20 protein-coding genes are annotated in these 24,762 nt (G+C 70.2%); 9 read left to right on the forward strand and 11 right to left on the reverse strand.

Annotated features, from left to right (window positions below):
• Positions 1 to 67: 67 nt before the first annotated feature.
• The 4 genes from J5226_RS07700 to J5226_RS07715 form a co-directional block, all read right to left on the reverse strand.
• Positions 68 to 3,295, reverse strand: coding sequence for a CusA/CzcA family heavy metal efflux RND transporter (locus tag J5226_RS07700; protein ID WP_215840352.1), 3,228 nt, complete (start codon positions 3,293 to 3,295; stop codon positions 68 to 70).
• Between the two features lie 25 nt (positions 3,296 to 3,320).
• On the reverse strand, positions 3,321 to 4,349 hold the full coding sequence (locus J5226_RS07705) for an efflux RND transporter periplasmic adaptor subunit (protein ID WP_215839284.1): 1,029 nt from the start codon (positions 4,347 to 4,349) through the stop codon (positions 3,321 to 3,323).
• Positions 4,346 to 5,713, reverse strand: a complete 1,368-nt coding sequence (locus tag J5226_RS07710; RefSeq protein ID WP_215839286.1) for a TolC family protein — start codon at positions 5,711 to 5,713, stop codon at positions 4,346 to 4,348. Before J5226_RS07710 ends, J5226_RS07705 begins: the two co-directional genes overlap by 4 nt.
• 116 nt (positions 5,714 to 5,829) lie before the next feature.
• Positions 5,830 to 6,231 carry a hypothetical protein gene (locus tag J5226_RS07715; protein WP_215839287.1) on the reverse strand — a complete coding sequence of 134 codons (402 nt, stop codon included), beginning with the start codon at positions 6,229 to 6,231 and terminating at the stop codon, positions 5,830 to 5,832.
• Between the two features lie 283 nt (positions 6,232 to 6,514).
• On the opposite strand from J5226_RS07715, the gene J5226_RS07720 reads away from it, so the two are divergent.
• The 5 genes from J5226_RS07720 (at position 6,515) to hemC (ending at position 11,376) form a co-directional block, all read left to right on the forward strand.
• Entirely contained in the window at positions 6,515 to 7,573 is a 1,059-nt protein-coding gene (locus J5226_RS07720; protein ID WP_215839288.1) for an energy transducer TonB, read from the forward strand.
• A 64-nt stretch (positions 7,574 to 7,637) separates the two neighbouring features.
• Positions 7,638 to 8,327, forward strand: coding sequence for an alpha/beta fold hydrolase (locus J5226_RS07725; protein WP_215839289.1), 690 nt, complete (start codon positions 7,638 to 7,640; stop codon positions 8,325 to 8,327).
• Positions 8,328 to 8,350: 23 nt separating this feature from the next.
• Entirely contained in the window at positions 8,351 to 9,421 is a 1,071-nt protein-coding gene (locus tag J5226_RS07730; protein ID WP_215839291.1) for a histidine kinase, read from the forward strand.
• A gap of 17 nt (positions 9,422 to 9,438) precedes the next feature.
• Entirely contained in the window at positions 9,439 to 10,173 is a 735-nt protein-coding gene (locus tag J5226_RS07735; protein WP_215839293.1) for a LytTR family DNA-binding domain-containing protein, read from the forward strand.
• Between the two features lie 261 nt (positions 10,174 to 10,434).
• Positions 10,435 to 11,376 (forward strand): hydroxymethylbilane synthase, encoded by a 942-nt coding sequence (gene hemC, locus J5226_RS07740; RefSeq protein ID WP_215839295.1) that lies wholly within the window; start codon positions 10,435 to 10,437, stop codon positions 11,374 to 11,376.
• A gap of 478 nt (positions 11,377 to 11,854) precedes the next feature.
• On the opposite strand, the gene J5226_RS07745 is transcribed toward hemC, so the two are convergent.
• From J5226_RS07745 to J5226_RS07775, 7 genes are all read right to left on the reverse strand, one after another.
• A complete protein-coding gene (locus J5226_RS07745) occupies positions 11,855 to 12,535 on the reverse strand; it encodes a DUF481 domain-containing protein (protein WP_215839297.1) in 681 nt (226 codons plus the stop codon).
• 306 nt (positions 12,536 to 12,841) lie between these two features.
• Entirely contained in the window at positions 12,842 to 13,561 is a 720-nt protein-coding gene (locus J5226_RS07750) for a DUF481 domain-containing protein (RefSeq protein WP_215839299.1), read from the reverse strand.
• Positions 13,562 to 13,752: 191 nt separating this feature from the next.
• Complete coding sequence (locus J5226_RS07755) at positions 13,753 to 14,706, reverse strand: DmsC/YnfH family molybdoenzyme membrane anchor subunit (RefSeq protein ID WP_215839301.1); 954 nt, start codon at positions 14,704 to 14,706, stop codon at positions 13,753 to 13,755.
• 61 nt (positions 14,707 to 14,767) lie between these two features.
• Positions 14,768 to 15,550, reverse strand: coding sequence for a 4Fe-4S dicluster domain-containing protein (locus J5226_RS07760; RefSeq protein ID WP_215839303.1), 783 nt, complete (start codon positions 15,548 to 15,550; stop codon positions 14,768 to 14,770).
• Positions 15,547 to 15,750 carry a hypothetical protein gene (locus tag J5226_RS07765; RefSeq protein ID WP_215839305.1) on the reverse strand — a complete coding sequence of 68 codons (204 nt, stop codon included), beginning with the start codon at positions 15,748 to 15,750 and terminating at the stop codon, positions 15,547 to 15,549. Before J5226_RS07765 ends, J5226_RS07760 begins: the two co-directional genes overlap by 4 nt.
• Positions 15,751 to 15,844: 94 nt before the next feature.
• Positions 15,845 to 18,763, reverse strand: coding sequence for a molybdopterin oxidoreductase family protein (locus J5226_RS07770; RefSeq protein WP_215839307.1), 2,919 nt, complete (start codon positions 18,761 to 18,763; stop codon positions 15,845 to 15,847).
• A 318-nt stretch (positions 18,764 to 19,081) separates the two neighbouring features.
• Complete coding sequence (locus J5226_RS07775; protein ID WP_215839309.1) at positions 19,082 to 19,672, reverse strand: hypothetical protein; 591 nt, start codon at positions 19,670 to 19,672, stop codon at positions 19,082 to 19,084.
• 90 nt (positions 19,673 to 19,762) lie between these two features.
• Here J5226_RS07775 and J5226_RS07780 point away from each other — a divergent pair, with 90 nt between their 5' ends.
• The 4 genes from J5226_RS07780 (at position 19,763) to J5226_RS07795 (ending at position 24,553) form a co-directional block, all read left to right on the forward strand.
• Complete coding sequence (locus J5226_RS07780; RefSeq protein WP_215839310.1) at positions 19,763 to 20,731, forward strand: YafY family protein; 969 nt, start codon at positions 19,763 to 19,765, stop codon at positions 20,729 to 20,731.
• A complete protein-coding gene (locus tag J5226_RS07785; RefSeq protein ID WP_215839312.1) occupies positions 20,731 to 21,696 on the forward strand; it encodes a patatin-like phospholipase family protein in 966 nt (321 codons plus the stop codon). The genes J5226_RS07780 and J5226_RS07785 overlap by 1 nt, the downstream gene beginning before the upstream one ends.
• A gap of 127 nt (positions 21,697 to 21,823) precedes the next feature.
• Positions 21,824 to 22,189 carry a hypothetical protein gene (locus J5226_RS25360; protein WP_255323022.1) on the forward strand — a complete coding sequence of 122 codons (366 nt, stop codon included), beginning with the start codon at positions 21,824 to 21,826 and terminating at the stop codon, positions 22,187 to 22,189.
• A 255-nt stretch (positions 22,190 to 22,444) separates the two neighbouring features.
• Positions 22,445 to 24,553: a prolyl oligopeptidase family serine peptidase gene (locus J5226_RS07795; protein WP_255323095.1), complete on the forward strand. Its 2,109-nt coding sequence runs from the start codon at positions 22,445 to 22,447 to the stop codon at positions 24,551 to 24,553.
• The last annotated feature ends 209 nt before the right edge of the window (positions 24,554 to 24,762 follow it).

The following is a 24,762-nucleotide window of genomic DNA, read 5'->3' on the forward strand; positions in this document are numbered from 1 at the left end:
AGCGCGCCGTGCGTGAGCGCGGCGCCATGGCGCGGGCCGCGCGCGGCGGCCCGCGGGATCGCCGGCCTCAGTGCGCCGGCGCGGCGTCCGCCGTCGGCAAGGCCGCCGGTTGCGGAGCGTCGCCGCCGTCGGCGCGCTCCTCGTTGCGGTGCAGCCAGCGGTACAGCACCGGCAGCACCAGCAGCGTCAGCAGAGTCGAGGAGACGATGCCGCCAATCACCACGGTCGCCAGCGGCCGCTGCACTTCCGAGCCGGCGCCGACGTTGAAGGCCATCGGGATGAAGCCCAGCGAGGCGACCAGCGCGGTCATCAGCACCGGCCGCAAGCGACCGAGCGCGCCGTCGACGATGGCGTTGTCGAGCGGGTCGCCCTGTTCGCGCAGCTTGCGGATGAAGGCGATCATCACCAGCCCGTTGAGCACCGCCACTCCCGACAGCGCGATGAAGCCCACGCCGGCGGAAATCGACAGCGGTATCCCGCGCAGCCACAACGCGATCACGCCGCCGGTGAGCGCCAACGGCACGCCGCTGAACACGATCGCGGCGTCCTTGGCCGAGCCGAACGCCATGAACAACAGCGCGAAGATCAGCACCAAGGTCACCGGCACCACCACCGCCAAACGCTGGCTGGCCGAGATCAACTGCTCGAAGGTGCCGCCGTAGCCGATCCAATAGCCTTCCGGCAAGGTCACCTGCGCGTCGATGCGCGAACGCAGATCGGTCACGAACCCGCCCAGGTCGCGGTCGCGCACGTTCGCGGTCACCACGATGCGGCGCTTGCCGTTCTCGCGGTTGATCTGGTTCGGGCCGAGCACCGACTTGATCGTCGCCACCTCGCGCAGCGGCACCGTGCGCGGCGCGCCGGCGCTCCAGGTCGCGTCGCGGCTGGATTCGTCGCGGTCGCCGGTGCTCGGCGGCAGCGGAATCGGCAGGTCGGCGAGCGCGGCCGGATCCTGGCGCAGGTTCTCCGGCAAGCGCACCACCAGATCGAAACGGCGGTCGCCCTCGAAGAACTGGCCGGCCACTTCGCCGCCGACCGCGGTCGCCACGGTTTCCTGCACCGCCGCCGGATTGAGCCCGTACACCGCCAACGCGCGATGGTTCGGTTCGATGCTGAGCATCGGCAAGCCGGTGACCTGCTCGGTCTTGACGTCGGCCGCGCCCGGCACCGTGCGCGCCACCGCTTCGATCTGCTGCGCGACCTTGAGCAATTGCTGCAGGTCGTCGCCGTAGACCTTGACCGCGACGTCGGCGCGCACGCCGGAGATCAGCTCGTTGGTGCGCATCTGGATCGGCTGGGTGAACTCGAAGTTGTTGCCGGGCAGGGTGCGGGCGATGGCTTCGATCTCCTCCATCACCGTTTCTTTCGGCTTCTTCGGATTCGGCCACTGCTTGCGCGGCTTGAGGATCAGGTAGGTGTCGGCGACCGACGGCGGCATCGGATCGCTGGCGACTTCCGAGGTGCCGACCTTGCTGAACACCCGTTCGACCTCGGGCATGGCCAGGAACGCCTGTTCCATGTGCTTTTGCATGGTCACCGACTGGGTCAGGCTGGTTCCGGGAATGCGCATGGCCTGCACCGCCACGTCGCCTTCGTCGAGGCTGGGGACGAACTCGGTGCCCATGCGGGTGGCGATCAAGCCGCTGACGATCACCAGCGCGGCGGTGCCGGCCACCACCGCGGTGCGGCTGCGCAGCGCCCAGGCCAACATCGGCTCGTAGCGGCGCTTGAGCCAGGCCATGGCCTTGTTCTCTTTCTCGTCGACCTTGCCGCCGAGGAAGATCGCCACCGCCGCCGGCACGAAGGTCAGCGACAGCAGCATCGCGCCGGTCAGCGCCAACACCACGGTGATCGCCATCGGGTGGAACATTTTTCCTTCGATGCCGCTGAGCGCGAAGATCGGCAGATACACTGCGGTGATGATGCCCAGGCCGAACAGGCTGGGGCGGATCACCTCGGCGGTGGCCTTGGCGGTGAGGTCGTAGCGCTCCTCGCGGGTCATCGTCCGGCCCAGCGCGTGCTGGGCTTCGCCGAAGCGGCGCAGGCAGTTCTCGATGATGATGACCGCGCCGTCGACGATCAGGCCGAAGTCGAGCGCGCCCAGGCTCATCAGATTGCCCGACACGCCGCCGCGGACCATGCCGGTGATGGTGAACAGCATCGCCAGCGGAATCACCAGCGCGGTGATCAGCGCGGCGCGGAAGTTGCCGAGCAACAGGAACAACACCACGACCACCAGCAGCGCGCCTTCGACCAAGTTCTTCGACACTGTGGCGATGGTGCGGTCGACCAGCGAGGTGCGGTCGTAGACCGGGCTGGCGCTGACGCCCTTGGGCAGGCTGGCGTTGGCGACCTTGAGTTTTTCGGCCGAGGCCAGCGACACGTCGCGGCTGTTGGAGCCGACCAGCATGAACACCGTGCCGAGCACGACCTCGTGGCCGTTCTGGGTCGCCGCGCCGTTGCGCAGCTCCGGGCCTTCGCCGACGCTGGCGACGTCGCGGATGCGGATCGGCACGCCGTCGCGGCGGTCGAGCACGATGTTGCCGATCTGCTCGATATCGCCGATCTGCCCCGGCACGCGCACCAGGAATTGCTCGCCGTTGCGTTCGATGTAACCGGCGCCGACGTTCTGGTTGTTGGCCGACAGCGCGGCGACGATGTCGCGCTGGCTCAGGTTCAGCGCCATCAAGCGCGCCGGGTCGGGGGTGATGTGGATCTGCCGGGCGAAGCCGCCGATGGTGTTGACCTCGGTGACGCCGGGCGTGTTGCGCAACTGCGGGCGGATCACCCAATCCTGCAGCGTGCGCAGGTCGGTCGCAGTGTAGGCGCTGCCGTCGGGCTTGCGCGCCTTCGGGTCGGCGTCGACCGTGTACATGAAGATCTCGCCCAAACCCGTCGCGGTCGGCCCCAGTTCGGGCTCCAGGCCCGCGGGAATCTGCGATTTCACCTGTTGCAGGCGTTCGGCGACTTGCTGGCGGGCGAAGTACAGGTCGGTGCCGTCCTTGAAGACCACGGTGACCTGCGAAAGCCCGTAACGCGAAAGCGAGCGCGTGTAATCGAGTTTCGGCAGGCCCGCCAATGCGGTTTCGATCGGAAAGGTGACCCGTTGTTCGGCCTCCAGCGGCGAATAGCCCGGCGCCTGGGTGTTGATCTGCACCTGCACGTTGGTGATGTCGGGCGTGGCGTCGATCGGCAGCTTGGTGAAGCTCCACACGCCCAGGCCGATCAGCGCCACGGTCAGCGCCAGCATCAGCCAGCGGTGGCGGATGGCGAAGGCGATGATGCGTTCGAGCATCCCTGCCTTGTCTTGCGGCAAGGGCTCAGTGTTCATGCGAGGCCCCCGACTTTTCGATGTCGGCCTTGATCAGGAAGCTTTGCTCGACCACCACTTGCTCGCCGGCCTTGAGCCCGGACAACACCTCGGCGCGCTGCGCGTCGCGGCGGCCGAGCTTGACCGGACGCGCGCTGTAGCGCTCGCCGTCGCGCACGAACACCACATCGCTGTCGTCCATGCGCTGCAGCGCGGTCAGCGGCACCGCCAGCGGCACCGGCTGCTGTTCGACGGTCACCCGCGCGTGCACGGCCGAGCCGGGACGCCACAGGCCGTCGGGGTTCTTGATCGAAGCGCGCGCGACGGTGCTTTGGCTGGCGGTGGCGGTGCCGGGCAGGATCCGGTCGATGACCGTGTCCACGCCTTTTTCCTCGCCCATGCGCATCACCGTCACCGGCAGGCCCGGGCGCAGGTGCGAGGCGTCGGCGCCGAACACGTGCAGGTCGACCCACAGCGTCGACAAGTCGGCGATCTCGAACAACGCGGTGCCTTCCACCGCCACTTCGCCGACCGAGGCGTTGCGCGCCAGCACCACGCCGGAGATCGGCGCGGCGATCGAGTACGTGGTCAGGCTGAGATTGCTGTCGATGGTGGCGAGCGTCTGCCCGGCCTTGACCGGATCGCCGATGTTGGCGCGCAGCGAGCGCACCGGGCCGGGATAGCGCGCGGTGATGCGCGCGACGCGGCCTTCCAGCGGCGTGACCAGGCCTTGCACGTCGTGCTCGTCGGCGATGGTGCCGGCGCCGACCGCGGCGGCGACGATGCCGGAGCGGCGCGCGATCTCGTTCGGGATCGTGGTGCCTTCGGGTTTTTCTTCGCCCTTCTCGCCGTGGCCGGCATCGCCGGCGGCTTCCTTGTGCGCGTGCCCCGCCTGACCTTCGTCGGCGTGGCCCTCGTCGGCGTGGTCGTCCTTGCCTTGCGCGGCGACGGCCTTCGCGGCGTTCTTATCGGACGCGCCGCCGCAGGCGCTCAGGCTCAGGGCCAGCAGGCCGGCGGCGATCAACAGTTCGGGCTTCATCGGGCGGCTCCTGCGGGGGCGGTGGTGGCGAGGAAGGGCTCGCCGGTGAGGCGCTGGATTTCGATCAGCGCCAGTTGCGCGTCGAGCGCGGCGTCCAGGCGTTGGCGTCGGACCGAGACGCTTTCGGCCTGCAGCAGGGCCAGTTCCAGATAACTGATCGCGCCGGCGCGGTAGGCGTACTCGGCGGCTTTTTCGGCGCGCTCCAGGCGCGGCAGCACGTCTTGCTTCAAGCGCTCGGTTTCCAGCGCGCCGAGGCGGTAGCGGCCTTGCGCTTCGACCAAGGTGGAGTAGAGCGACAAGCCCTTGGCCTCGCGCTCGGTTTCCAGCATCGCCAACTCGGCTTGCGCGCCGCGGATGCCCGGCTGCGCGCGCGCGGCCGCGCCCAGCGGCATCGACACGCTGGCGACGAAGCCGAAATCGCCGTTCTCCTGCTGCCGGCGCAGGCCCACCTGCCAATCGACGTCGGCCTTGGACTGGGTCTGTGCGAGGCGCACGCGCGACTCGGCGATGCGGCGCTGATCGACGAAGCGCGACAGCTCGGGATTGCGCTCCAGCAAGGTCGCCAGCGCGCTGGCTTCCTGGATCTGCGGCAGCGCGAACGGATCGCCGGCGACAGTGGCGAAGCCCGGATCGCGTTCGCCCCACAGCGCGGCGAGGAACTGGCGCGCGGCCAGCAGCGCGCGCTGGGCGCGGCTGCGGTCGAGTTCGGCGCGCGCCAGCTGCGCCTGCGCGGTCAGCAGGCCCGATTCGGGCGAGGCGCCGGCCTCCAGGCGCACGCGCGCGGCGGCGACGGCGCGCTTGCGCTGGGCGATGTCGAATTCCGCTAGATCGATCCGGCGCTGTTCGGCGACCACGGCCAGATAGCGGCGCGCGGTTTCGGCGAGCAGGTCCAGGCGGCGGCCTTCGCGGTCCACCGCGAGCGCGTCGATGCGGCTCTGGGCGAAGGCGCGGCGCGCGTCGAGCTTGCCGCCGCGCTCGAACACCGAGGCCAACGTCAAAGTGACTTCGGCGATCTTGGTGCCGCTGATCGCGCCGGTGCCCAATACGTTGTCGATCGCGGCGCCGGCGACGTAGGCGGGCTTTTGCGCGGCGAGGTCGCGCTCGGCTTCGAGCACGCTGCGCTGGTTGCCGAACAGGCGCAGGTCCGGGTGGGTGTCCTGGATCCGGCCGAAGGCGTCGTCGAGGGTGAACACCGAAGCGGAGCGCGCGGTGGCGCCGGCTTCGGCGTGAGTGCCGGCCTGCGCGCCGGGCGGCGAGCCCGCCGGCGGGCCGGAAGAAGAGGGTGCAGCAACGGGCGGCCGCGCCTGTGCGGAAAAGCACAGCGCAGCCGTCAGGACGGCCAGGGCCGTCGGACGCAAACGCATGGGGTTGTCTCCTGAATCGCGGTCGACGCCGATGCGCGGGCGCGCACGGCGAGGCTCGCTAGCGCGACGCGCTAGCTGCGGACGTCATGTCCGCGCCGGCGAGGGCCGGCGGCGACTCAGGCGTGGATGGGCGGGCGCAGCGGTTGCGCGGGATCGGCCGCGACGAAGGCCGTGGCGCGCGCTGGCAGCGGGCTCGCGGGGGAGGGGGCGAGCAGCCCCAGCTCGATGCGCGGCAGCAAGGCGGCCTGCATGGCGCAGCAGTGGGAGACGTGGCGTTGCAGATCGCCGCAGCCGTCCTGATCGGGCAGGCCGCCGGCGTGGGGCGCGTCGACCGTCAGCGCCGCGTTCGGCGTGAGGTCGTCGAGTTCGCCGATCTCGCCGGCGAAGGCCAGCACCGGCTTGACCAGCATCACGGCGATGAGCACCCCGAAGACGAGGTGGCGCAACACATTCGTGAGGGCGGACGGGCCGGGCATGGCGCGATCATAGGAGCCGGCGCGCGCGCAATACAATTTCACCGGGGCGCGATCCGTTCAGTCTGAGTGTGTGTTTCATGCGCTGATTCGCACTCTTTGTGCGCGGCCATGCGAGCCCTGCGACCTCAGGCCGCAACCGCCAGTGGACCGATTGCGCATCGCGCCGCCGCGGCGGCGTCGCCATAATCCGCGCCGCGCGGCAGGACGCCCGAAGGCGCAGGTGGAGTTTTTCCATCCGGAAGGTCAGGGCGATGCAGTCAGCGCGTCACATCCCCGACCTAAGCTGCGCGCGCATTTTGCAGTTCGGCGGTACAGGGGGTTGGCAGTGAAGGTTGTGATCGAGCCGGTGCGCAGCGCCGCCGGCCAGGGCTCGGGTGCGCGCCGCCGCGGCGCGGAACAGTGGTCCCGCGCCGCGTGGTTGAGCGCCGCGCTCGGATTGAGCGCGTTGTCCGCCGGATGCGGTTCCGGCAAACCCCCGGCCGAAGCCGCCGCCGCGCAAGCGCCGGCCGCGCCCGCCGCGGACGCCGCCGCGGCCTTGCCGCCGGCCCTGGACGAACTCGATGCCGGCGGTTTGCGCGAACGCGCGGCGCGGGCTTTGCGCGAGCAGCGCATCCACACCCCGGCCGGCGACAGCGCGGTCGATTTCTATCTGGCGCTGCGCGAGAAGGACCCCGGCCACGCCGATGTCGCCGCCGCGCTGACCGAATTGCAGCCGTATGTGGTCATCGCCGGCGAACAGGCGTTGGCCGACGGCGATCTGACCGAATCCCAGCGCCTGACCGGCCTGCTCGCGCGCATGGACCCGCAGGCGCCGGCGCTGCCGCGTCTGCGCGAGGGCCTGCGCGCGGCGCAAGCCGCGCAGGACAAGCGCACCCGCGAAGACGCCGAGCGGCTGGCGACCGAGCGCACCGACGCGGCCGCGCAGGCGCGCACCCAGGCCGCGCAGCGCACCGCCGCGGCCAACGCCGCGCTCAAGGCCCAGGCCAACGCCAGCGCCGCCGCGGCCGACGAAGCCGCCGCGCGCGCTTCGACCCCGGCCGCGCCGATTCCGGGGGCGTCGCCCGCGCCCGCGGCCCCGGTCGCCGCCGCGGCGCCGCCCGCGGCCAAGCCGGCGGCGCCGGCCAAGGCGATGCCGCGCCTGATCGCCGACGCCAGCCCGCGTTACCCGCTGACCGCGATGAACCGCAAGCTGGAAGGCAGCGTCGATGTCGCCTTCACCATCCAGCCCGACGGCAGCGTCGGTTCGGCGCGGGTGGTCTCGGCGCAGCCGGCCGGGGTGTTCGAAGAGGCCGCGCTAGCGGCGGTGTCGCGGCTGCGCTTCGAGGCCAGCGGCGACAGCCATTCGGCCCGGCGCACCTTGAACTTCAAGCTGCCCAAGCGCTGAGCCCGGCGCGGCGGGGCCGGCCGTGCGGTTGGCGCGGTCGGCGCGAGCGGCCACAATGCCGCGCATGACGACCGCCGCCCCCGCCCCGCTCGACGCCCTGGAACTGCAAAACGGCCCCGAGCCGACCCACACCCTGCTGTGGCTGCACGGCCTGGGCGACAGCGGCGAAGGCTGGGCGTCGGCGATGGAGCTGCTGGTGCGGCCGAACTGGCCGACCGTGCGCGTGGTGCTGCCGCACGCGCCGGTGCGCGCGGTCACCGCCAACCAGGGCATGCGCATGCGCGCCTGGTACGACATCCACGACTTCAGCGGCATCGACAACCGCGCCGATCAGGGCGGCATCGACGCCTCGGTCGGGCTGATCGACGCGCTGATCGCGCGCGAGGGCGAGCGCGGCGTGCCGCCGAACCGGATCGTGCTCGGCGGCTTTTCCCAGGGCGCGGTGATGACCCTGGCCGCCGGCGCGCGCCGGAGCGAGCCGCTGGCCGGTCTGGCCGCGCTGTCGAGCTACCTGCCGGCGCCGGAGCGGCAACTGGCCCAGGTGTCCGACGCCGCCCTGCGCCAGCCCATCTACATGGCCCACGGCCGCCACGACCCGTTGGTGCTGTACCGCTACGGCGAAACCGCCGCGGCCCAGCTGCGCGAGCGCGGCTTCGCGGTGGAATGGCGCGATTACCCGATCCAGCACGAGGCCAGCGAGGAAGAACTCGCCGCCGTCGGCGACTGGATCGCCCAGCGCTTCGCTGCGGCCTGATCCGTCCCGCCGAGCCCCGCGCCATGGCCGACCCGCGCACCGGCACGCCCGCGAACGAGCCCGAACCCTGGCTGCCGGACCTGTGCCGGCTGCCGCGGCTGGTGGTCATGCTGAGCATGGCCGAGCTGATCGTGATCGTGCTGGCGCTGGCGCCGGACGGCAGCCGCTGGAACCTGACCCGCTTCGTCTCGTCGAGCGCCTTCGCCCTGTGGCTGGCGCTGGCGATCTCGGTGCTGCTGTGCGTCTCGCGCCGGCACCTGTCGCGGCTGCCGCCCGGGGTCGGCGGCTTCATCGCCACCGCCACCGCCGCGGCCATCGCCGCGGTGGTCGCCGCGGCCACCCATTCGATCGACTCGATCAGCGGCATCGGCCTGATCCCGGCCGGCACCGGCTTCGGCCGCTTCGTCGGCGGCACCGCCGCCATCGCCATCCTCGCGGTGAGCGTGGTGCTGCGCTATCTGTACGTCAACGACAGCTGGAAAGCGCAGGTGCGGGCCAACGCCCGCGCCGAGGTCGAGGCGCTGCAGGCGCGGATCAAGCCGCATTTCCTGTTCAACAGCATGAACACCATCGCCGGGCTGGTGCGCAGCGACCCGGTCGTGGCCGAGCGCGCGGTGCTGGACCTGTCGGACCTGTTCCGCGCCGCGCTGGGCGCGTCCAAGAGCGATTCCAGCCTGGCCGAGGAGGTCGAGCTGGCCGAGCGCTATCTGGCCATCGAGCAGCTGCGCCTGGGCGAGCGGCTGCGGGTGATCTGGCGCAAGCGCGAGCCGCTGCCGTGGAAAATGCCGCTGCCGCGGCTGGTGCTGCAGCCGCTGGTGGAGAACGCGGTCCTGCACGGGGTCTCGCGCCTGCCCGGGGGCGGCGAGGTCGAAATCGAGCTGACCCAGCTCAGCGACCACCTGCTGCTGCGCATCCGCAACCCCGCCCCGGCCCCCGCCGAGGGCCGCGCCGGCGCCCGCCACGCCCAGCACAGCATCGGCCAGCGCCTGCGCTATGCCTATGGACCCACGGCGCGGATGACCGCAGGATGGGACGGGGGCTACTATCTGTGCGAACTGCACGTGCCGACCGGGGTGGAGGCGCAGAGCCGATGAAGGGTGCGAGGCTGGCCATGAGAGTGGTGATCGCTGACGACGAACCGTTGGCGCGCGAGCGCCTGCGCGGCCTGCTGGCGCAACGCCCGGACGTGGAGGTCGTCGCCGAAGCCGCCGACGGCCAGCACGCCCTGCACGCCTGCGCCGAACACCGGCCGGATTTGGTCCTGCTGGATATCGCCATGCCCGGCATCGACGGCCTGGAGGCCGCGCGCCATCTGGCCGCGTTCGAGCCGCGCCCGGCGGTGGTGTTCTGCACCGCCTACGACGCGCACGCGCTGTCGGCGTTCGACGCCGAGGCCATCGACTATCTGGTCAAGCCGGTGCGCCCCGAGCGCCTGGACGCCGCGCTCGAGCGCGTGCGCACCTTCGCCGCCGGCCGCGAGCGCGCCGGCGACGGCGAGACCGCGCCCGGGCAAGTGCGCAGCCACCTGTGCGCGCGCTTGCGCGGCAGCCTGCGCCTGATCCCGATCGAGGACGTGCATTACCTGCACGCCGAAGAGAAGTACGTGATCGTCCACCACGCCCGCGGCGAAGATTTGATCGAGGAATCGCTCAAGTCGCTGGAGGACGAATTCGGCGAACGCTTCGTGCGCATCCACCGCAATTGCCTGGTGGCGCGGCACGAGATCGTCGAACTCAAGCGCAACGCCGAAGGCCACGTGCAGGCGATCCTGCGCCACGGCAAGCAGCCGCTGGAAGTCAGCCGGCGCTGCGTGGCCGCGTTGCGCGAGACCCTCAAGCATCTGTGATCGCCGCGGGCGGCCCGCTCGCCGGTGGCCCCCTGTAGGAGCGGCGTAAGCCGCGACCGCGGAGCGCCCGACCGCGTCGAACCTTCGTGTCCCGGGACGCCGGCATAGGCCGGTTTCGCCGTGACCGCATTGGCGCGGTCGCGGCTCGCGCCGCTCCTACAGGGGCTGGTGCCGCCGCGACGGCGGCGACCGCAGACCGGGGATTTCGCGTAGGTCTCGTCCCCTTTGGCCCCGACCCGCCGCAGCGGCGATAATGCCGCCATGAAGACCCTGCGCATCGCCACCCGCAAAAGCCCGCTCGCCCTGTGGCAGAGCGAGCACGTCGCCGAACGCCTGCGCGCCGCGCACCCCGGCCTCACCGTGACCCTGGTGCCGATGAGCACCCGCGGCGACGAAGTGCTGGACCGCTCGCTCGCGGCCATCGGCGGCAAGGGCCTGTTCCTCAAGGAACTGGAGCTGGCGATGCAGCGCGGCGACGCCGACTGCGCCGTGCATTCGCTGAAAGACGTGCCGATGGAACTGGACGCGGGCTTCGCCCTGCCGGCCGTGCTCGAACGCGCCGATTACGCCGACGCCTTCGTCAGCAATCGTCACGACGGCATCGAGCAACTGCCGCCCGGCGCGCGCGTGGGCACTTCCTCGCTGCGCCGCCAAGCGCAACTGCGCGCGCTGCGCCCCGACCTGCAATTGCTGGACTTGCGCGGCAACGTCAACACCCGCCTGGGCAAGCTCGACGCCGGTGACTACGACGCCATCGTCCTGGCCTGCGCCGGCTTGCAGCGGCTGGGCCTGGACGCGCGCATCCGCCGCCGGCTGGAAGCGCCGCAGTGGCTGCCGGCGCCGGCGCAGGGCGCGATCGCGGTGGAATGCCGCGAGGACGACCTCGCCATCCGCGACCTGTGCGCCGCGCTCGACCACGTCGCTACCCGCACCTGCGTGGAAGCCGAGCGGGCGATGAACCGCAGCCTGCACGGCAGCTGCCACGTGCCGGTCGCCGCGTACGCGCGGCTCGACGGCGAACACCTGCGCCTGGACGGCGCGGTCGGCTCCGCGAGCGACGGCCGCAGCGTGCGCGCGCACGGCGAAGGCCGCGGCGACGCGCCGCAGTGCCTGGGCATCGAAGTGGCGCAGAAGCTGCTGGCGCAGGGCGCGGGCGAGTTCATCGCCGCGTCGTTGCAGGGCGAGGTCGGCGAGGACGATTGAGCGGAGTTCGCCGGCGGGAAATGACCTGCCTCGGCGCTTTCATGTCTGAAGCCGCGCGGCGATTCGTGCGGAAACCGGAGGTCCGCACGCGGCGCCGCCGTGCGCGAGTCGCCGACTCCAAGCATGGGCCAGCGTTTGCGAGCCTGTTTCGCCGCGCGTCGCAGCACGGGAGCGACTCGACGAAGGGCTGCGCAGCGGTGCCCGAGTTGCGGGAACTCGGGAGAAGACTTGCGTCTGCGGGGTCTGTTCGCGGCGTCGTCGCAGCACGCGAGCGTTTCGAAGAAATTCGCCGGAACGAAGACGCGCAACGGCGCAGCGCGCGCGCATTCGGGTTGAGCCGCGCGGCGAGCTCAAGCGAACGCGATACGGCTCGCGAAGGCGCTGAAACGCCGAGAGGCTTCGATTCTCGAGCGTCGCGTCCGTCGTCGCGCGACGTCCCGAGCGGGCGTCCTCGAAGCCCCAAGCCCGTCGTCGCGCCTCAGAACCGGCGGATCAACTCGATCGAGCTTTCCGCGCTCTCGCTGCCGCCGCCGCCCTTGTTGTCGTGGCGGATGGCGAAGTCGGTTTCCAGTTTCCAGTTCGGGTAGACGTCCACGTCCAGCCGCACCGACTGTTTGACGAAGGTCGCGCCGCTGCCGCTCTCGAACTGCACGCGCTGGGTCCAGCGCGCGCGCTCGCCGAGTTGCTGGCCGAGGTTGAGCTCGCCGCGGAACACCGCGCCGGTGCGGTTGATGCCGTCGTCGTACAGCGGCGCCAGACGGTAGCCGGCGCCGAAGCTCAGGCCGATCTGGGTCGGGCCGTCGCGCATGGCCTGGACGCCGTAGCGGGTGCCGATGCGGTAATCGTTGGAGTACATCGCGCGGCTCTCGCGCGAACTGGCCGGGGCGCTGACGCCGCCGATGCCGACGCGCTGCTGGCCGGGCAGGGCCACGTTCGGCCGCAGCGGCGGCAACTCGGCCGGGTCGATGTCGGGCAGGCGGCTGGTGCGCGCCATCGCCGCGCGCCATTCCTCGTCGCCGCAGCGGGTCGAGAAGCAATACAAGCGCATCTGCGCCGGATCGCTCGCGATCGCGATCAGCGTCGGGTCGCCGCCGTAAGCGGGCGTCGGCAATGTGACCAGAGGCGCGCCGAGCAGGGCGAGCCCGATTGCACCGAGCATCGTCTGGAGAGTGGCCGAGGAACAGCCCAGGATAATGCCATGAAACCGATTACAGGACTGCGACCGGGCACGCGCCGGACAGGTTTCGGTCACGCAGGCGGTGACGCGGCTCGGCGGGTCTCGCGACCCGCCGCCAACCGCAGCGAGCGAACCGCCCCGGCCTAAGGCCAGGGGCGGCGTTCGCCATCGATGCGCTCGGCATCCACGCGAAGCAAAAACGAGCGGAGACGAACCCGCCCCGAGAAAAACCCAGAACGTCCCAACTCACTCGTTCCTCGTTCCTCTCCACTCGTTGCTCTCGTCCGATCAGAACCCGTACACCACATTCATCGTCGTCAACGTATCGGTCTTCTTGGTCCCCGGCAGCACATCGGTGTTGTGGCGCACTTCCAGCCCGGCCTTGAGCGCCAGCGCGTCGGTCATCTTCACCAGCAGGCCCAGGTCGTTGCGCGCGTAGGTGTTGTCGCTGCCGGCTTCGATCAGCAAGGTGTTGTAGACCGAAGTGGTGTCGGTGAGTTTGTGGCCGAAATCCATGAAACCGCGGGCGATGGCTTCGTTGTTGTGCTCGCGCAGATCCTGCAGCTTGGCCCAGCGGTAACCCGGGCCGATCTCGAAGGTCAGGTGGGTGTCCTTGGTCTTGATCGCCTCGAAGCCGTAGCCGGCCGCGACGGTCCACTGGTATTCGTTGGCGGTGAAGTGGTCGCGCTCGTTGCGCGCCGAACCGAACACGTAGCTGCGTGCGCCCAGGCGATAGCCGCTGCTGCCGAAGAGCTCGTAGCGGCGCGCGCTTTCCTTGTCGTCCTGCTTGCCGTACAGGAACGAGGCGCCGGCCGAGTGCTTCCACTGCGCGTCTTCCTTGGCGATGTTGAGCTTGCCGATCAGGGTCTGGCTGTCGGTATTGCCCTTGGAAATGGCCAGACCCAGCTCGCCGTTGCCGCTCCAGCCGTCCTTGCGGGCGGCGTCCTGGGCGTGGGCGAGGGGCGAAAACGCGGCGCACAGCGCGGCGGCGGCGAACAACTTATGCATGCAACGACTCCGAATCGATGAACAAAAAAAACCGCCGGTGGTTCCGGCGGTTCGGAGACTATGCATAAGTTAATGTGAAGACAGTCACAAATTCAGGTTATTCAGCCCCAAAGCCCTTGTAGGAGCTGCGCAAGCTGCGACCGCGAACCCACGGCCGACGACGAAAGCGCGAAGCCGCGCTCGACCGCCCCTCAGTAATAAAGCGTCACCACATGCCGCGCCTGCGCGAAAAACAGCCACCGCTCGACCAGCGCGCCGAGCAGCACCGACACCGCCGCCGCGCCCATCAACGCGCCGCCCGCCGCCGGCAACGCCAGCGCGAGCGACGCCAACACGCACGGCGCCACCGCGAACAAGGCCGCGCCGATCCGCCGCAACTTCGCCGCATGCTTGCGCGCCAGCACGTACCCCATCTCGCGGGTCAGGTAGTTGTCCTCGGTATGCGAACGCTCGAACACCGACGGCCGGCGTCCCGGCAAACCGAGCGCGTCGCCGCGGCTCACCGGCAACGGCTCGCGGTCGATCGCGACCCAATAGCGCCACTTCAACACGCCGGTCAGCGGCGCCAGCAACGCCACCGCCGCGGCCGCGACGCGGCCGGCGCCGAACGCGCCCGGCAGCGCGCCGAGCAGGGCCGCGCCGCTGAGCGCGGCGAACGCCAGATACACCGGCACCACCAACCGATGCCGCCACGCCGGAATCGGCGGCAGCGAGGCGTAGATCATCGCCGTGCACGCCACCGTCAGCAGCGCGCACAGCGTCAGCGCCGCGCCCGCGGCGAGCGGCCACGCCGCCGGCAGCGCGCGTTCGGGACTCAGCGCGAGCAACCACGCCAGCAGCGCCAGCGCCGGCACGTAAGCGATCACCGCCATCACGCCCTCGCGCGACAACCACGAGGTGCGCCATTGCGAGAACGCGCGCCACGAGCGCAGCGGCTTGCCCAGATGCGCGGTCGAACTCAGCAGGCCGACGGTGACCAGCAGCAGCGCCGCTACCAATCCGATTCCCAGCGCGCGCAGCGGCAGTTCGGGCGCGCCGCCGGGGCCGCCGTGCTGCAGCAACACCAGCGCGCCGAGCCACGCCATCAGGCCGTAGCCGGCGCCGGACAGCGTGGTGAAGAAAATGACCGAGAAAGCGGGATGCATGGGTCAGCCAAGCCGGATGGTTAGGACGAAAGCGCGCGGCGACGGCGGTCGGGCGCCGCCGTCATCGCGACAGCACCTTGTCGAGCCAGCGCAGCACCGTCGGCAGCGCTTGCGGATCGAGCGTTTCCTGCGGCGGCGCCGGCGCGCGCGTTTCCTCGGCGCGGCGCGGCCGCGGCGGCAGGTATTTGTTGGTCGGCTGGTAACCCAACTGCGCCATCAGATCGACGCCGCCGCGCTCGGCCACCAGCTTCGACACCGCCGACTCCGGGTCGCCGAGATCGCCGAAATGCCGCGCGCGCGTCGGGCAGGCCTGCACGCACGCCGGCTGACGTTCGGCTTCGGACAAATTCTCGTTGTAGATGCGGTCGATGCACAGCGTGCATTTCTTCATCACGCCCTCGACCGCGCTGTACTCGCGCGCGCCGTACGGGCAGGCCCACGAGCACAGCTTGCAGCCGATGCACTTGTCCTCGTCGACCAGCACGATGCCGTCCTCGGCGCGCTTGAAGCTGGCGCCGGTCGGGCACACGGTGACGCAGGCCGGTTGTTCGCAATGCAGGCACGAACGCGGGAAATGCAAGGTCATCGCCGGTTGCGCCGCGGTCGCCGGCGCGCCGCCGCAGCCGCCGCTCGCCGGTTCCGGCGCCAGCTCGTAGCTGTGCACGCGGTTGAACCACACGCCGCTGGGATCCTCGCCGTATGGACGCTCGTCGGTCAGCGGCGCGGCGAAACCGCCGGCGTTCCACTCCTTGCAGCTCACCGCGCAGGCGTGGCAGCCCACGCAGGTGTCCAGATCGATCACCAGCCCGAGCTTTTTCTTCGACGGCGGCGGCAGCGCGGTCATCGCTTGCGTCCTCCGAACAGCAGCCACAGGCCGACCGCGAACACCGACAGGCCCAGCGCCACGCTCGGCAGCAACGCCGCCAGCGCCGGCGTCGCCGAGGCCGGCGCGGCCGGGTCCATCGTGCCGAAGCCGAGCAGCGCGATCACCGCGAAACTGGCGAGGATGCATAGCAGGCCGGCGAAGATGCGCGCCGCCTTCATCGGGCGGCCTTCGTCGGCGCGGTGCGCTGCGGCGCGGTGCGGTGTGCGGTCATGCTCGGTCGCTTCCTTGGCCTTGGTGCGGTCGTGCGGTGGGTCATCGCCGTTGCCGGAACTCTACGCCGTAACGCAGCGGCCGGTCGTCGGCGGCCGGTCCCGGCAAGGGATCGAATTGCGGCCGCGATTGCGCGTCGGCGGCGTCGCCGGCCTTGCGGATCGCCACGCGCAGATCGAACCACGCCGCCTGGCCGGTGACCGGATCGGCGTTGGCGTAGTCGCCGCGCGGCGTCACGTCGCTGATGAGGTGGTTGAGCAGGAAGCCCTTGCGGCCTTCCGGCGCGTTCTTGTCCAGCTTCCACGCGCCGCGGCGCTTGCCGATCGCGTTCCAGGTCCAGACCGTGTCGGGCTGAACGTTGCCGGCGAACTTGGCCTGCACGCGGATGCGGCCGTGGTGCGATTCCACGTCGATCCAATCCTCGTCGGCGATGCCGTGGCGCGCGCCGGTGTCGGGATGCAGGTACAGATAATTGCGCGCGGCGATCTGGCGCAGCCACGCGTTCTGCGAACCCCAGGCGTGGTACATGAACATCGGCCGCTGGGTCACCGCGCTGAGCGGGAAGCGCGCGGCGCCGTCCTCGACTTGCGCGCCCTCGAAGGGTTCGTACCAGATCGGCAGCGGATCGAAATACGTCGCCACGCGCTCGCGATGCCGCGCCGGCGGCTGCTGCGCGCCGTGGCCGAGCGCGGCGAGGCGGAACTTCTGCAAGGTTTCCGAATACAGCTGCAAGACGATGGGATCGGCGTGGCCGAGGAAGCCGAGCTTCTGCGCCCAGTCCAGATACGCGCGGTTGCTCATCTTGTAGTAGCGCGCCGCCTCCGGCACGTGGCCGCGCCAGAAGCCGCCGTTGTCGATGTAGCGCTGCAACTGCTCGGGATTCGGCGGCCCCTTGGCGTGCAGTTCGCCGTGCTCGCCGCGCCAGCCGGCGAGCAGGCCGACGCCGGGCGCGCGCTCGTGGCGGACGATGTAGTCGGCGTAGTCGCGGTAACGCGCGCTGCCGTCGTCGTGGGTCATGCCGGGCAAACCGATGCGCGCGCCGAGGTCGAGCAGCACCGACTGGAAGCCGCGCACATCGCGCCCCGGCGCTTGCTCGGCCGCGTCGAGCACCGGATGGCGGATCGCGTCGCAGGCCGAGTCCGCGTCGGAGATCGGCCGGTCGAGCAGGCTGATCGCGTCGAAGCGTTCCAGGTAGGTCGTGTCGGGCAGCACCAGATCGGCGTAGGCGGTCATCTCCGAGGCGTAGGCGTCGGCGTAGATGATGCGCGGGATGCGGTAGTCGCCGTTGTCGTCCTTGTCGGTGAGCCAGCCGATGGTCTGGCGGGTGTTCATCGCCGAGTTCCAGCTCATGTTGGCCATGAACATCATCAGCGTGTCGATCTTGTACGGATCGCCGGCCCAGGCGTTGCGGATCACGCTGTGCATCATGCCGTGCGCGGACAGCGGATAGGCCCAGGAGAACGCGTGATCGATGCGGCGCGGTTCGCCGTCGGCGTCGACGACGAGATCCTCGGGGCCGTGCACGAAGCCCAGCGGCGCGGCGTCGAGCGCGCCGTTGTCCTGGCGCTTGCGCCCCGGACGGTTCGGCGGCGGGATCGGCTTGGGGTAGGGCGGTTGATAGCGGAACGAACCGGGCGTATCCACCGCGCCGAGCAGCAACTGCAGCAAGTGCAGCGCGCGGCAGGTGTGGAAGCCGTTGCTGTGCGCGCTGATGCCGCGCATCGCGTGCAGGCTGACCGGGCGGCCGATCATCTCGGCGTGCTCGCGGCCGTGCGCGTCGGTCCAGGCGATGGGCAGGCGCACCGGGTCGTCGAACGCGGCTTGCGCGAGTTCGCGGGCGATGCGGCGGATGGTGTCGGCGGGAATGCCGCAGCGTTCGGCGACCGCGTCGGGCGCGTACTGCGGATCGAGGTAGCGCTCGGCGACGAGATGGAACACCGGCACGGCGCGGCGGCCGTCGGCGAGGACGTATTCGCCGACGACGGCGGGAGAAAGGCCGACCGCGTCGGCGGCAAGCGCGCGGCCTCCGGTTTCCTCGCGCGCCCAACACAGCGCGCGGCCCTCGCCGTCGCGCGCGAACAAACCGTCCTGCGCGCCGCCCGGATCGCGCAGCACCAGCCAATGCGCGTTGGTGTAGCGCACCAAGTAATCCAGATCGATCCGATCCGCCTTCAGCAATTCATGGATCAAGGCGAACGCGAACAAGCCGTCGGTGCCCGGCCGGATCCCGATCCACTCGTCGGCGATCGCGCCGTAGCCGCTGCGCACCGGATTGACCGCGACGATCTTCGCCCCGCGCGCCTTGAGCTTGCCCAGGCCGAGCTTGATCGGATTGGAGTCGTGGTCTTCGGCCACGCCCCACAGCATCAGATAGCGCGAGTGCTCCCAATCGGGCTCGCCGAATTCCCAGAACGAACCGCCCAGCGAGTACAGCCCGCCGGCGGCCATGTTGACCGAGCAGAAACCGCCGTGCGCGGCGTAGTTGACCGTGCCGAACTGCTGCGCCCACCAACCGGTCAACGCCTGCGATTGGTCGCGGCCGGTGAAGAACGCCAGCTCGTCGGGATTGCGTTCGCGGATCGCGCCGAGCCAACCGGCGGCGAGCGACAGCGCTTCGTCCCATTCGATTTCGCGGAACTCGCCGCGGCCGCGTTCGCCGACCCGCAGCAGCGGCTTGCTCAGCCGCGCCGGCGAGTAGTGCTGCATGATCCCGGCCGAGCCCTTGGCGCACAGCACGCCTTGATTGACCGGATGCTCTGGGTTGCCCTGGATGTAACGGATGCGTCCGTCGGCCAGCCACACTTTGATGCCGCAGCGGCAGGCGCACATGTAGCAGGTCGTGGTCTTGACCTCGTCGCCGGGCGAGGGCGACAGATCGATCGCCGGTTCGGACGGTACGCGGCCGGCGGCGTCGGACGGGAACGGGCCGGAAGCGGCTGGGCGAGAACGGGAGCCTGGCATGCGGGGCATTGTGCCCACCGCGGCGGCCCGCGGCGAGCTTGCGCGGGCCGCGCGCTTGTGGGTGCGTGCGGCGGCGGTGGCGCGATCGTCACGTCGGGCTAACAAAAAAACACAAAATCGGCGAGTCGAACGCGGGCGATCCTGGACGAACGCGCGGCGCCGAAGCCGCTCTGCCGCACTGCGTCAAATCCCGACGCGCAGGAGCCGCGATGGCCGCGGAACGAACCCGCGAACCGACCGGACGCGCAAAAGAAAAGGCCGGGCCTCAGCGGCCCGGCCTCGCCGTCGCAGTCGATGCGACGCGTTCGGTGTCCAATATCACTTCACCGGCGGCGCTTCGATCTTGATGCTCGGGTCGTTGTAACGCGAGTACTTCAAAGTCGAGGTATAAGCCTTGCCTCCTACCTCGGCCACGTTCACCGCCTGCATCGGGTAACCGGTGGCGGCGGCCACCCAGAAGGTCGAGGAGGTCTTGTTCGGCTGGCTGTTCTCCACCTTGTACTTCTTGGTCGCCACGCCGGCGAGGGCCTCGTCGCCCAGCGCGGTCACCTTGAGGGTTTGCAGGTTGCCCAGCACCTTCTCGCGGCTGCGGGTGGCGGCGACGCCGCCGCCGGGCGCGGGCTGTTTGCTGGTCTTGCCCTGCAGCGTCATGTACATGGTGTTGCCGATCAGGATCTGATCGCCCATCGTCCCCAGCTTCACGCGCATGCGGTCGGGCGCGACGAAGTCGGTTTCGGTGGCGGCGCCGGGACCCATGCTCATGCTGGCGTGGTAGCTCTTGGCGGCGAGGAATTTGTCCACCGCGGCGACCACTTCCTCCTTCGGGCCGGCGCAGGCCAGGGTGGAGGCGGTCAGACCGAGCAGCAGCACCGCGGGGGCCAGTGTTGCGGATATTGAGGGCTTGATCACGTAGGATCCTCAGGTTCGATGGTGGCGGCCGGACAGCGGCCGGTGCCATGCTAGTTGCGACCCCACCGACTCCACCATATCTCGGCCGACATGGAACGTATCGAACGCATTCACGCGTTGCACCGGATTCTCACTGCGGCCAGGTACCCGGTCACAGTTCAGCGGCTCCAGGAGGACCTGGAATGCTCGCGCGCGACCGTTTATCGGGATCTGGCCTACCTGCGCGACTACCTGATGGCACCGGTGGTCGGCAACGGCGAAGCGGGCTTCCGCTACGACACCAGCGAAGGCGACCGCTTCGAGCTGCCCGGCCTGTGGCTGAGCTCGGAAGAGTTGCACGCGCTGCTGGCCGCGCAGCAATTGCTCATGCGCAGCGGCGGAGGCGTGTTGTCCAACGCGCTGGCGCCGTTGCAGCAGCGCATCGAGAAACTGCTCGACGAGCACGCCGGCGGCCGCCGCCTGCCGGTGGAGCGGGTACGGGTGATCCCGCACCGCACCCGCCGCCAGGACGAAACCGCGTTCCGCGCGGTCGCCACCGCCGTGCTCGACCGCAAGCGCCTGACCTTCGAGTACCGCGCCCGCTCCACCGACGAGCGCACCCGCCGCAGCGTGTCGCCGCAGCGGCTGACGCACTATCGCGAGAACTGGTACCTCGACGCCTGGGACCACGAACGCGATGCGCTGCGCAGCTTCTCGGTCGACCGCATCAGCGCGGCCAAGATCGGCGAAGAGCCGGCGCGCGACGTCGCCGACGACGAGCTCGATCAGCATCTGGCTTCGAGCTACGGCATCTTCTCCGGCGCGCCCAAGGGCTGGGCGACGATCCTGTTCAGCGCCAAGGCGGCGCGCTGGGTCGCCGACGAGCACTGGCATTCGCAGCAGCAGGGCCGGTTCCTGCCCGACGGCCGCTACGAGCTCAAGGTGCCCTACAGCGCCGGGCGCGAGCTGCTGATGGACGTGATGCATTACGGCAACGACGCCGAGATCGTCGAACCGGTGGTGCTGCGCGAGCAGGCCAAGACCATGCTGGAACTCGCGTTGAGCAACTACGGCCGCTGATGCCCGGCGCCGACGTATTGCGCAGCGAACCGACCGGCCACGCCGAAAAGGGCGAGCCGGTCGCGCTGGTGCTCGGCGCCGGCGGCGCGCGCGGGCTGGCCCAGATCGGGGTGATCGAAGCGCTGCTCGAACGCGGGCTGCGCATCGTCGCGGTCGCCGGTTCCTCCAGCGGCGCGCTGGTCGGCGGCTTGTTCGCCGCCGGCAAGATGGGGGTCTACCGCGACTGGCTCTACAGCATGAGCCGCACCGACATGCTGCGCCTGCTCGATCCGGTGTTCGGCCAGCCGGCGCTGTTCCGCGGCGACCGGCTCATGCACGCGCTGCGCGAGCTGATCGGCGAGCCGCGCATCGAAGAACTGCCGGTGCAGTTCACCGCGGTCGCGGTCGATCTGCTGCGCCAGCGCGAGGTGTGGCTGCGCGAAGGCGATCTGTGGGACGCGATCCGCGCCTCCATCGCCATCCCCGGCGTGTTCACCCCGTACGAATTGCACGGCCGCGAGTTGGTCGACGGCGGCTTGCTGGCGCCGTTGCCGATCACCGCCACGCGCTTGTCCGACGCGCACCGTTTGATCGCGGTGGACATGCACGGCTGGCCCGATCAGCCGACCGGCGCGCTCGGCCACCACGCCGGCGGCGACGGCCGCCACGCGCCGGTGCCGGTTTCGCAGATCGCCTCGATCAAGCCGCCGCCGCTGACGCGGTGGTTCCGCCGCAACCAGCCGGTCGCGATCGATCCGCCCGACGACGCGCCGCCGCACGAACTGAGTTTCAGCGAGCTGATGGCGCGCTCGCTCGACACCATGCAGGCGCAGATCGCGCGCGTGCAGTTGGCGCTGGATCCGCCCGAACTGGTCATCCGCATTCCGCGCGACGCCTGCCAGTTCTACGAGTTCTGGCGCGCCAAGGAATTGATCGCGCTGGGCCGCGAGCAGGCCGAGATCGCCTTGGACAAGGCCGGTTACTGAGCCGGCCGGGCGCCGCCGCGGCGGCGGTTCCGACGAGCGGCAACCGATATCGCAGCCTCTGAGACGGCGCGGCGGGAAGTTGGACTCACCACGAGTTGCTTCCTTTCCGCGCTTCCGGAGTCCGGCCATGACCGTCCTCGAATCCACCCGCCGCATCGATCCCGAGTTCGACGGCGATATCGCCGAAACGCCCGACCTGCGCGCCGATCTCGATACCGCGCTGGGTTATGCCGTCGCCATCGGCGCGCTGCTGGTGCTGATGCTGCCGGCCGCGCGCGGCCACCACGCCGTGCTCGGCTGGCTGCCGCTGTGGCTGGTGGCGATGCCGGCGCTGGCGTGGTGGGCGCTGCGCCGGTTCCGGCTGCCGTCTTGGCGGCGCGAGGACGAGCCGGCCGTCGCCGAACCGGCGCGCCGGCGCCGTCGCGGCGCGGTGCAGGCGCGGCGCCGCGCCCGCCCGGGCAGCCCGGCGCGGCCGTTGCCGCGGGTGGCCTGAGTCTTCGCGAACGCACGGGGCACGCGGCCGCTTCGCGCGTCGGCGCCCGCGTTCGCGGCGGCCGCGCGGGCGCGAGCGGCCGAGCATCGCGGCCGGGCCGAGGCACCCCCGTGAAACCCCTCGCGCGGCGCCGATTCCGGCCCGCGCAACGCGCCAGATGCGGCAACTCCCTACATGACCAAGGACAGGGCGGCCCCCCGGGCGCCCTGTGTTAGCGTGACGGCCTTCCTATGTCCCGGAACCGCCATGCCGAAGATGTCCCCGAGCTGTCAGTCCCTGTTGTTCGCGGCCGGCCTGGCCGCCGCCGCCAGCGCTGGCGTGGCGTCCGCCCAGGAGAACAAAGTGACCGATGATCCCTATGCCTGGCTGGAAGACGTCGAAGGCAAGCGCGCGCTGGATTGGGTGAAGGAGCGCAACGCCAAGACCGAGGCCGAACTGGCCTCCACGCCGCAGTTCAAGCAGCTCGAATCGAGCATCCGCGCGATCCTCGACTCCGACGCCAAGATTCCCGTCGTCGAGAAGATCGGCGGCTACTACTACAACTTCTGGAAGGACGCGCAGCACCAGCGCGGCCTGTGGCGCCGCACCACGCTGGACGAATACCGCAAGGCCAAGCCGGCGTGGGAGACGGTGATCGATCTGGACGCGCTCAACCGCGAAGAGAACGAGCAGTGGGTCTGGCACGGCGCCGAATGCCTCAAGCCCGAGTACCAGCGCTGCCTGATCGCGCTCTCGCGCGGCGGCTCCGACGCTGACGTGACCCGCGAGTTCGACCTCACTGCGAAGGCGTGGGTGAAGGACGGCTTCTTCCGTCCCGAGGCCAAGGGCAGCCTGAGCTGGGTCGACCGCGACCATGTGTACGTGGCCACCGATTTCGGCCAGGGCACGATGACCACCTCCGGCTACGCCCGCACCGTGCGCCTGTGGACGCGCGGCACGCCGATGGCGCAGGCGACGCCGGTGTACGAAGGCAAGGACGCCGACATGGCGGTGGCCGCGTTCCGCGACCACACCCCGGGCTTCGAACGCGATTTCGTCACCCGCGCGCTGGCGTTCTACAACGACGAGCTGTACCTGCGCGGCAAGGACGGCAAGCTCGCCAAGATCGATCTGCCGAACTCGGCGAACAAGTTCGTCCACCGCGAATGGCTGCTGGCCGAACTGCGCGATCCGTACGAAGCCGGCGGCAAGCAGTACGCGTCGGGCAGCCTGATCGCGATCGGCTTCGACGACTTCATGGCCGGCAAGCGCGACTTCATCACCTTGTTCGCGCCGACCGCGACCACCTCGCTGGCGGGCACCACCTGGACCCGCAACCACCTCGTGCTCAACGTGCTCGACGACGTCAAGTACAAGCTCAGCGTGCTGACGCCGGGTCAGGGCGAGTGGAAGCGCAGCGAATTCGTCGGCGCGCCGGCGTTCGGCACCGTGGCGGTGAGCGAAGTCGACAGCGACGACAGCGACGCGGTGTGGCTGACGGCGTCGGACTACCTCACCCCGACCACGCTGGCGCTCGCGCAGATCGGCAAGAAGCCGGAAACGCTGAAGACCAACCCGAGCTTCTTCGACGCGTCCAAGGACGCGATCGAACAGCACTTCGCCACCAGCAAGGACGGCACCCGCGTGCCGTACTTCGTGGTGCGGCCGAAGGATCTGAAGTTCGACGGCAAGGCGCCGACCTTGCTGTACGGCTACGGCGGCTTCGAGATCTCGCTGACCCCGGCCTACTCCGGCGGCATCGGCAAGGGCTGGCTGGAGAAGGGCGGCGTATACGCGGTCGCCAACATCCGCGGCGGCGGCGAGTACGGCCCGCGCTGGCATCAGGCCGCGCTCAAGGCCAACCGCCACAAGGCCTACGAGGACTTCGCCGCGGTCGGCCGCGACCTGATCGAGCGCAAGATCACCTCGACCCCGCACCTGGGCGTGCAGGGCGGCAGCAACGGCGGCCTGCTCACCGGCAACATGCTCACCCAATACCCGGAGCTGTTCGGCGCGGTCGTGGTGCAGGTGCCGCTGCTCGACATGAAGCGCTACAGCCACTTGCTGGCCGGCGCTTCGTGGATGGCCGAGTACGGCAATCCGGACACCGCCGACTGGTCGTTCATCCAGACCTTCTCGCCGTACCACCTGTTCGACGCCAAGCGCGAGTATCCGCCGGTGATCTTCATGACCTCGACCAAGGACGACCGCGTCCATCCGGGCCATGCGCGCAAGATGGCGGCGAAGATGCTCGACGCCGGCAAGAGCAACGTGCGCTACTACGAGAACATCGAAGGCGGCCACGGCGGCGCGGCCAACAACGCGCAGGCCGCGCACATGAACGCGCTGGCCTACACCTTCCTGTGGGAACAGTTGGCCAAGTGACGCGGCCGGCGGCATCGGTCGGTCGCGACTTCGGACGGGCGCCTTCGGGCGCCCGTTCGTGCGTTGGCGGTGCGGGTCGAGCGGTGCATTGGCGGTTCGGGTCGAGGGGTAGGCAGGCGAGTCGCGCTTGGCGCTCGCGGCTCGAACGCGACCCGGCGCCCTCCAGCACCGTCATTCCGGCGAAAGCCGGAATCCATTTTGATCTTCGC

Origin of the sequence: Lysobacter sp. K5869 (assembly GCF_018847975.1) — a bacterium.
Classification (GTDB): Bacteria; Pseudomonadota; Gammaproteobacteria; order Xanthomonadales; family Xanthomonadaceae; genus Lysobacter.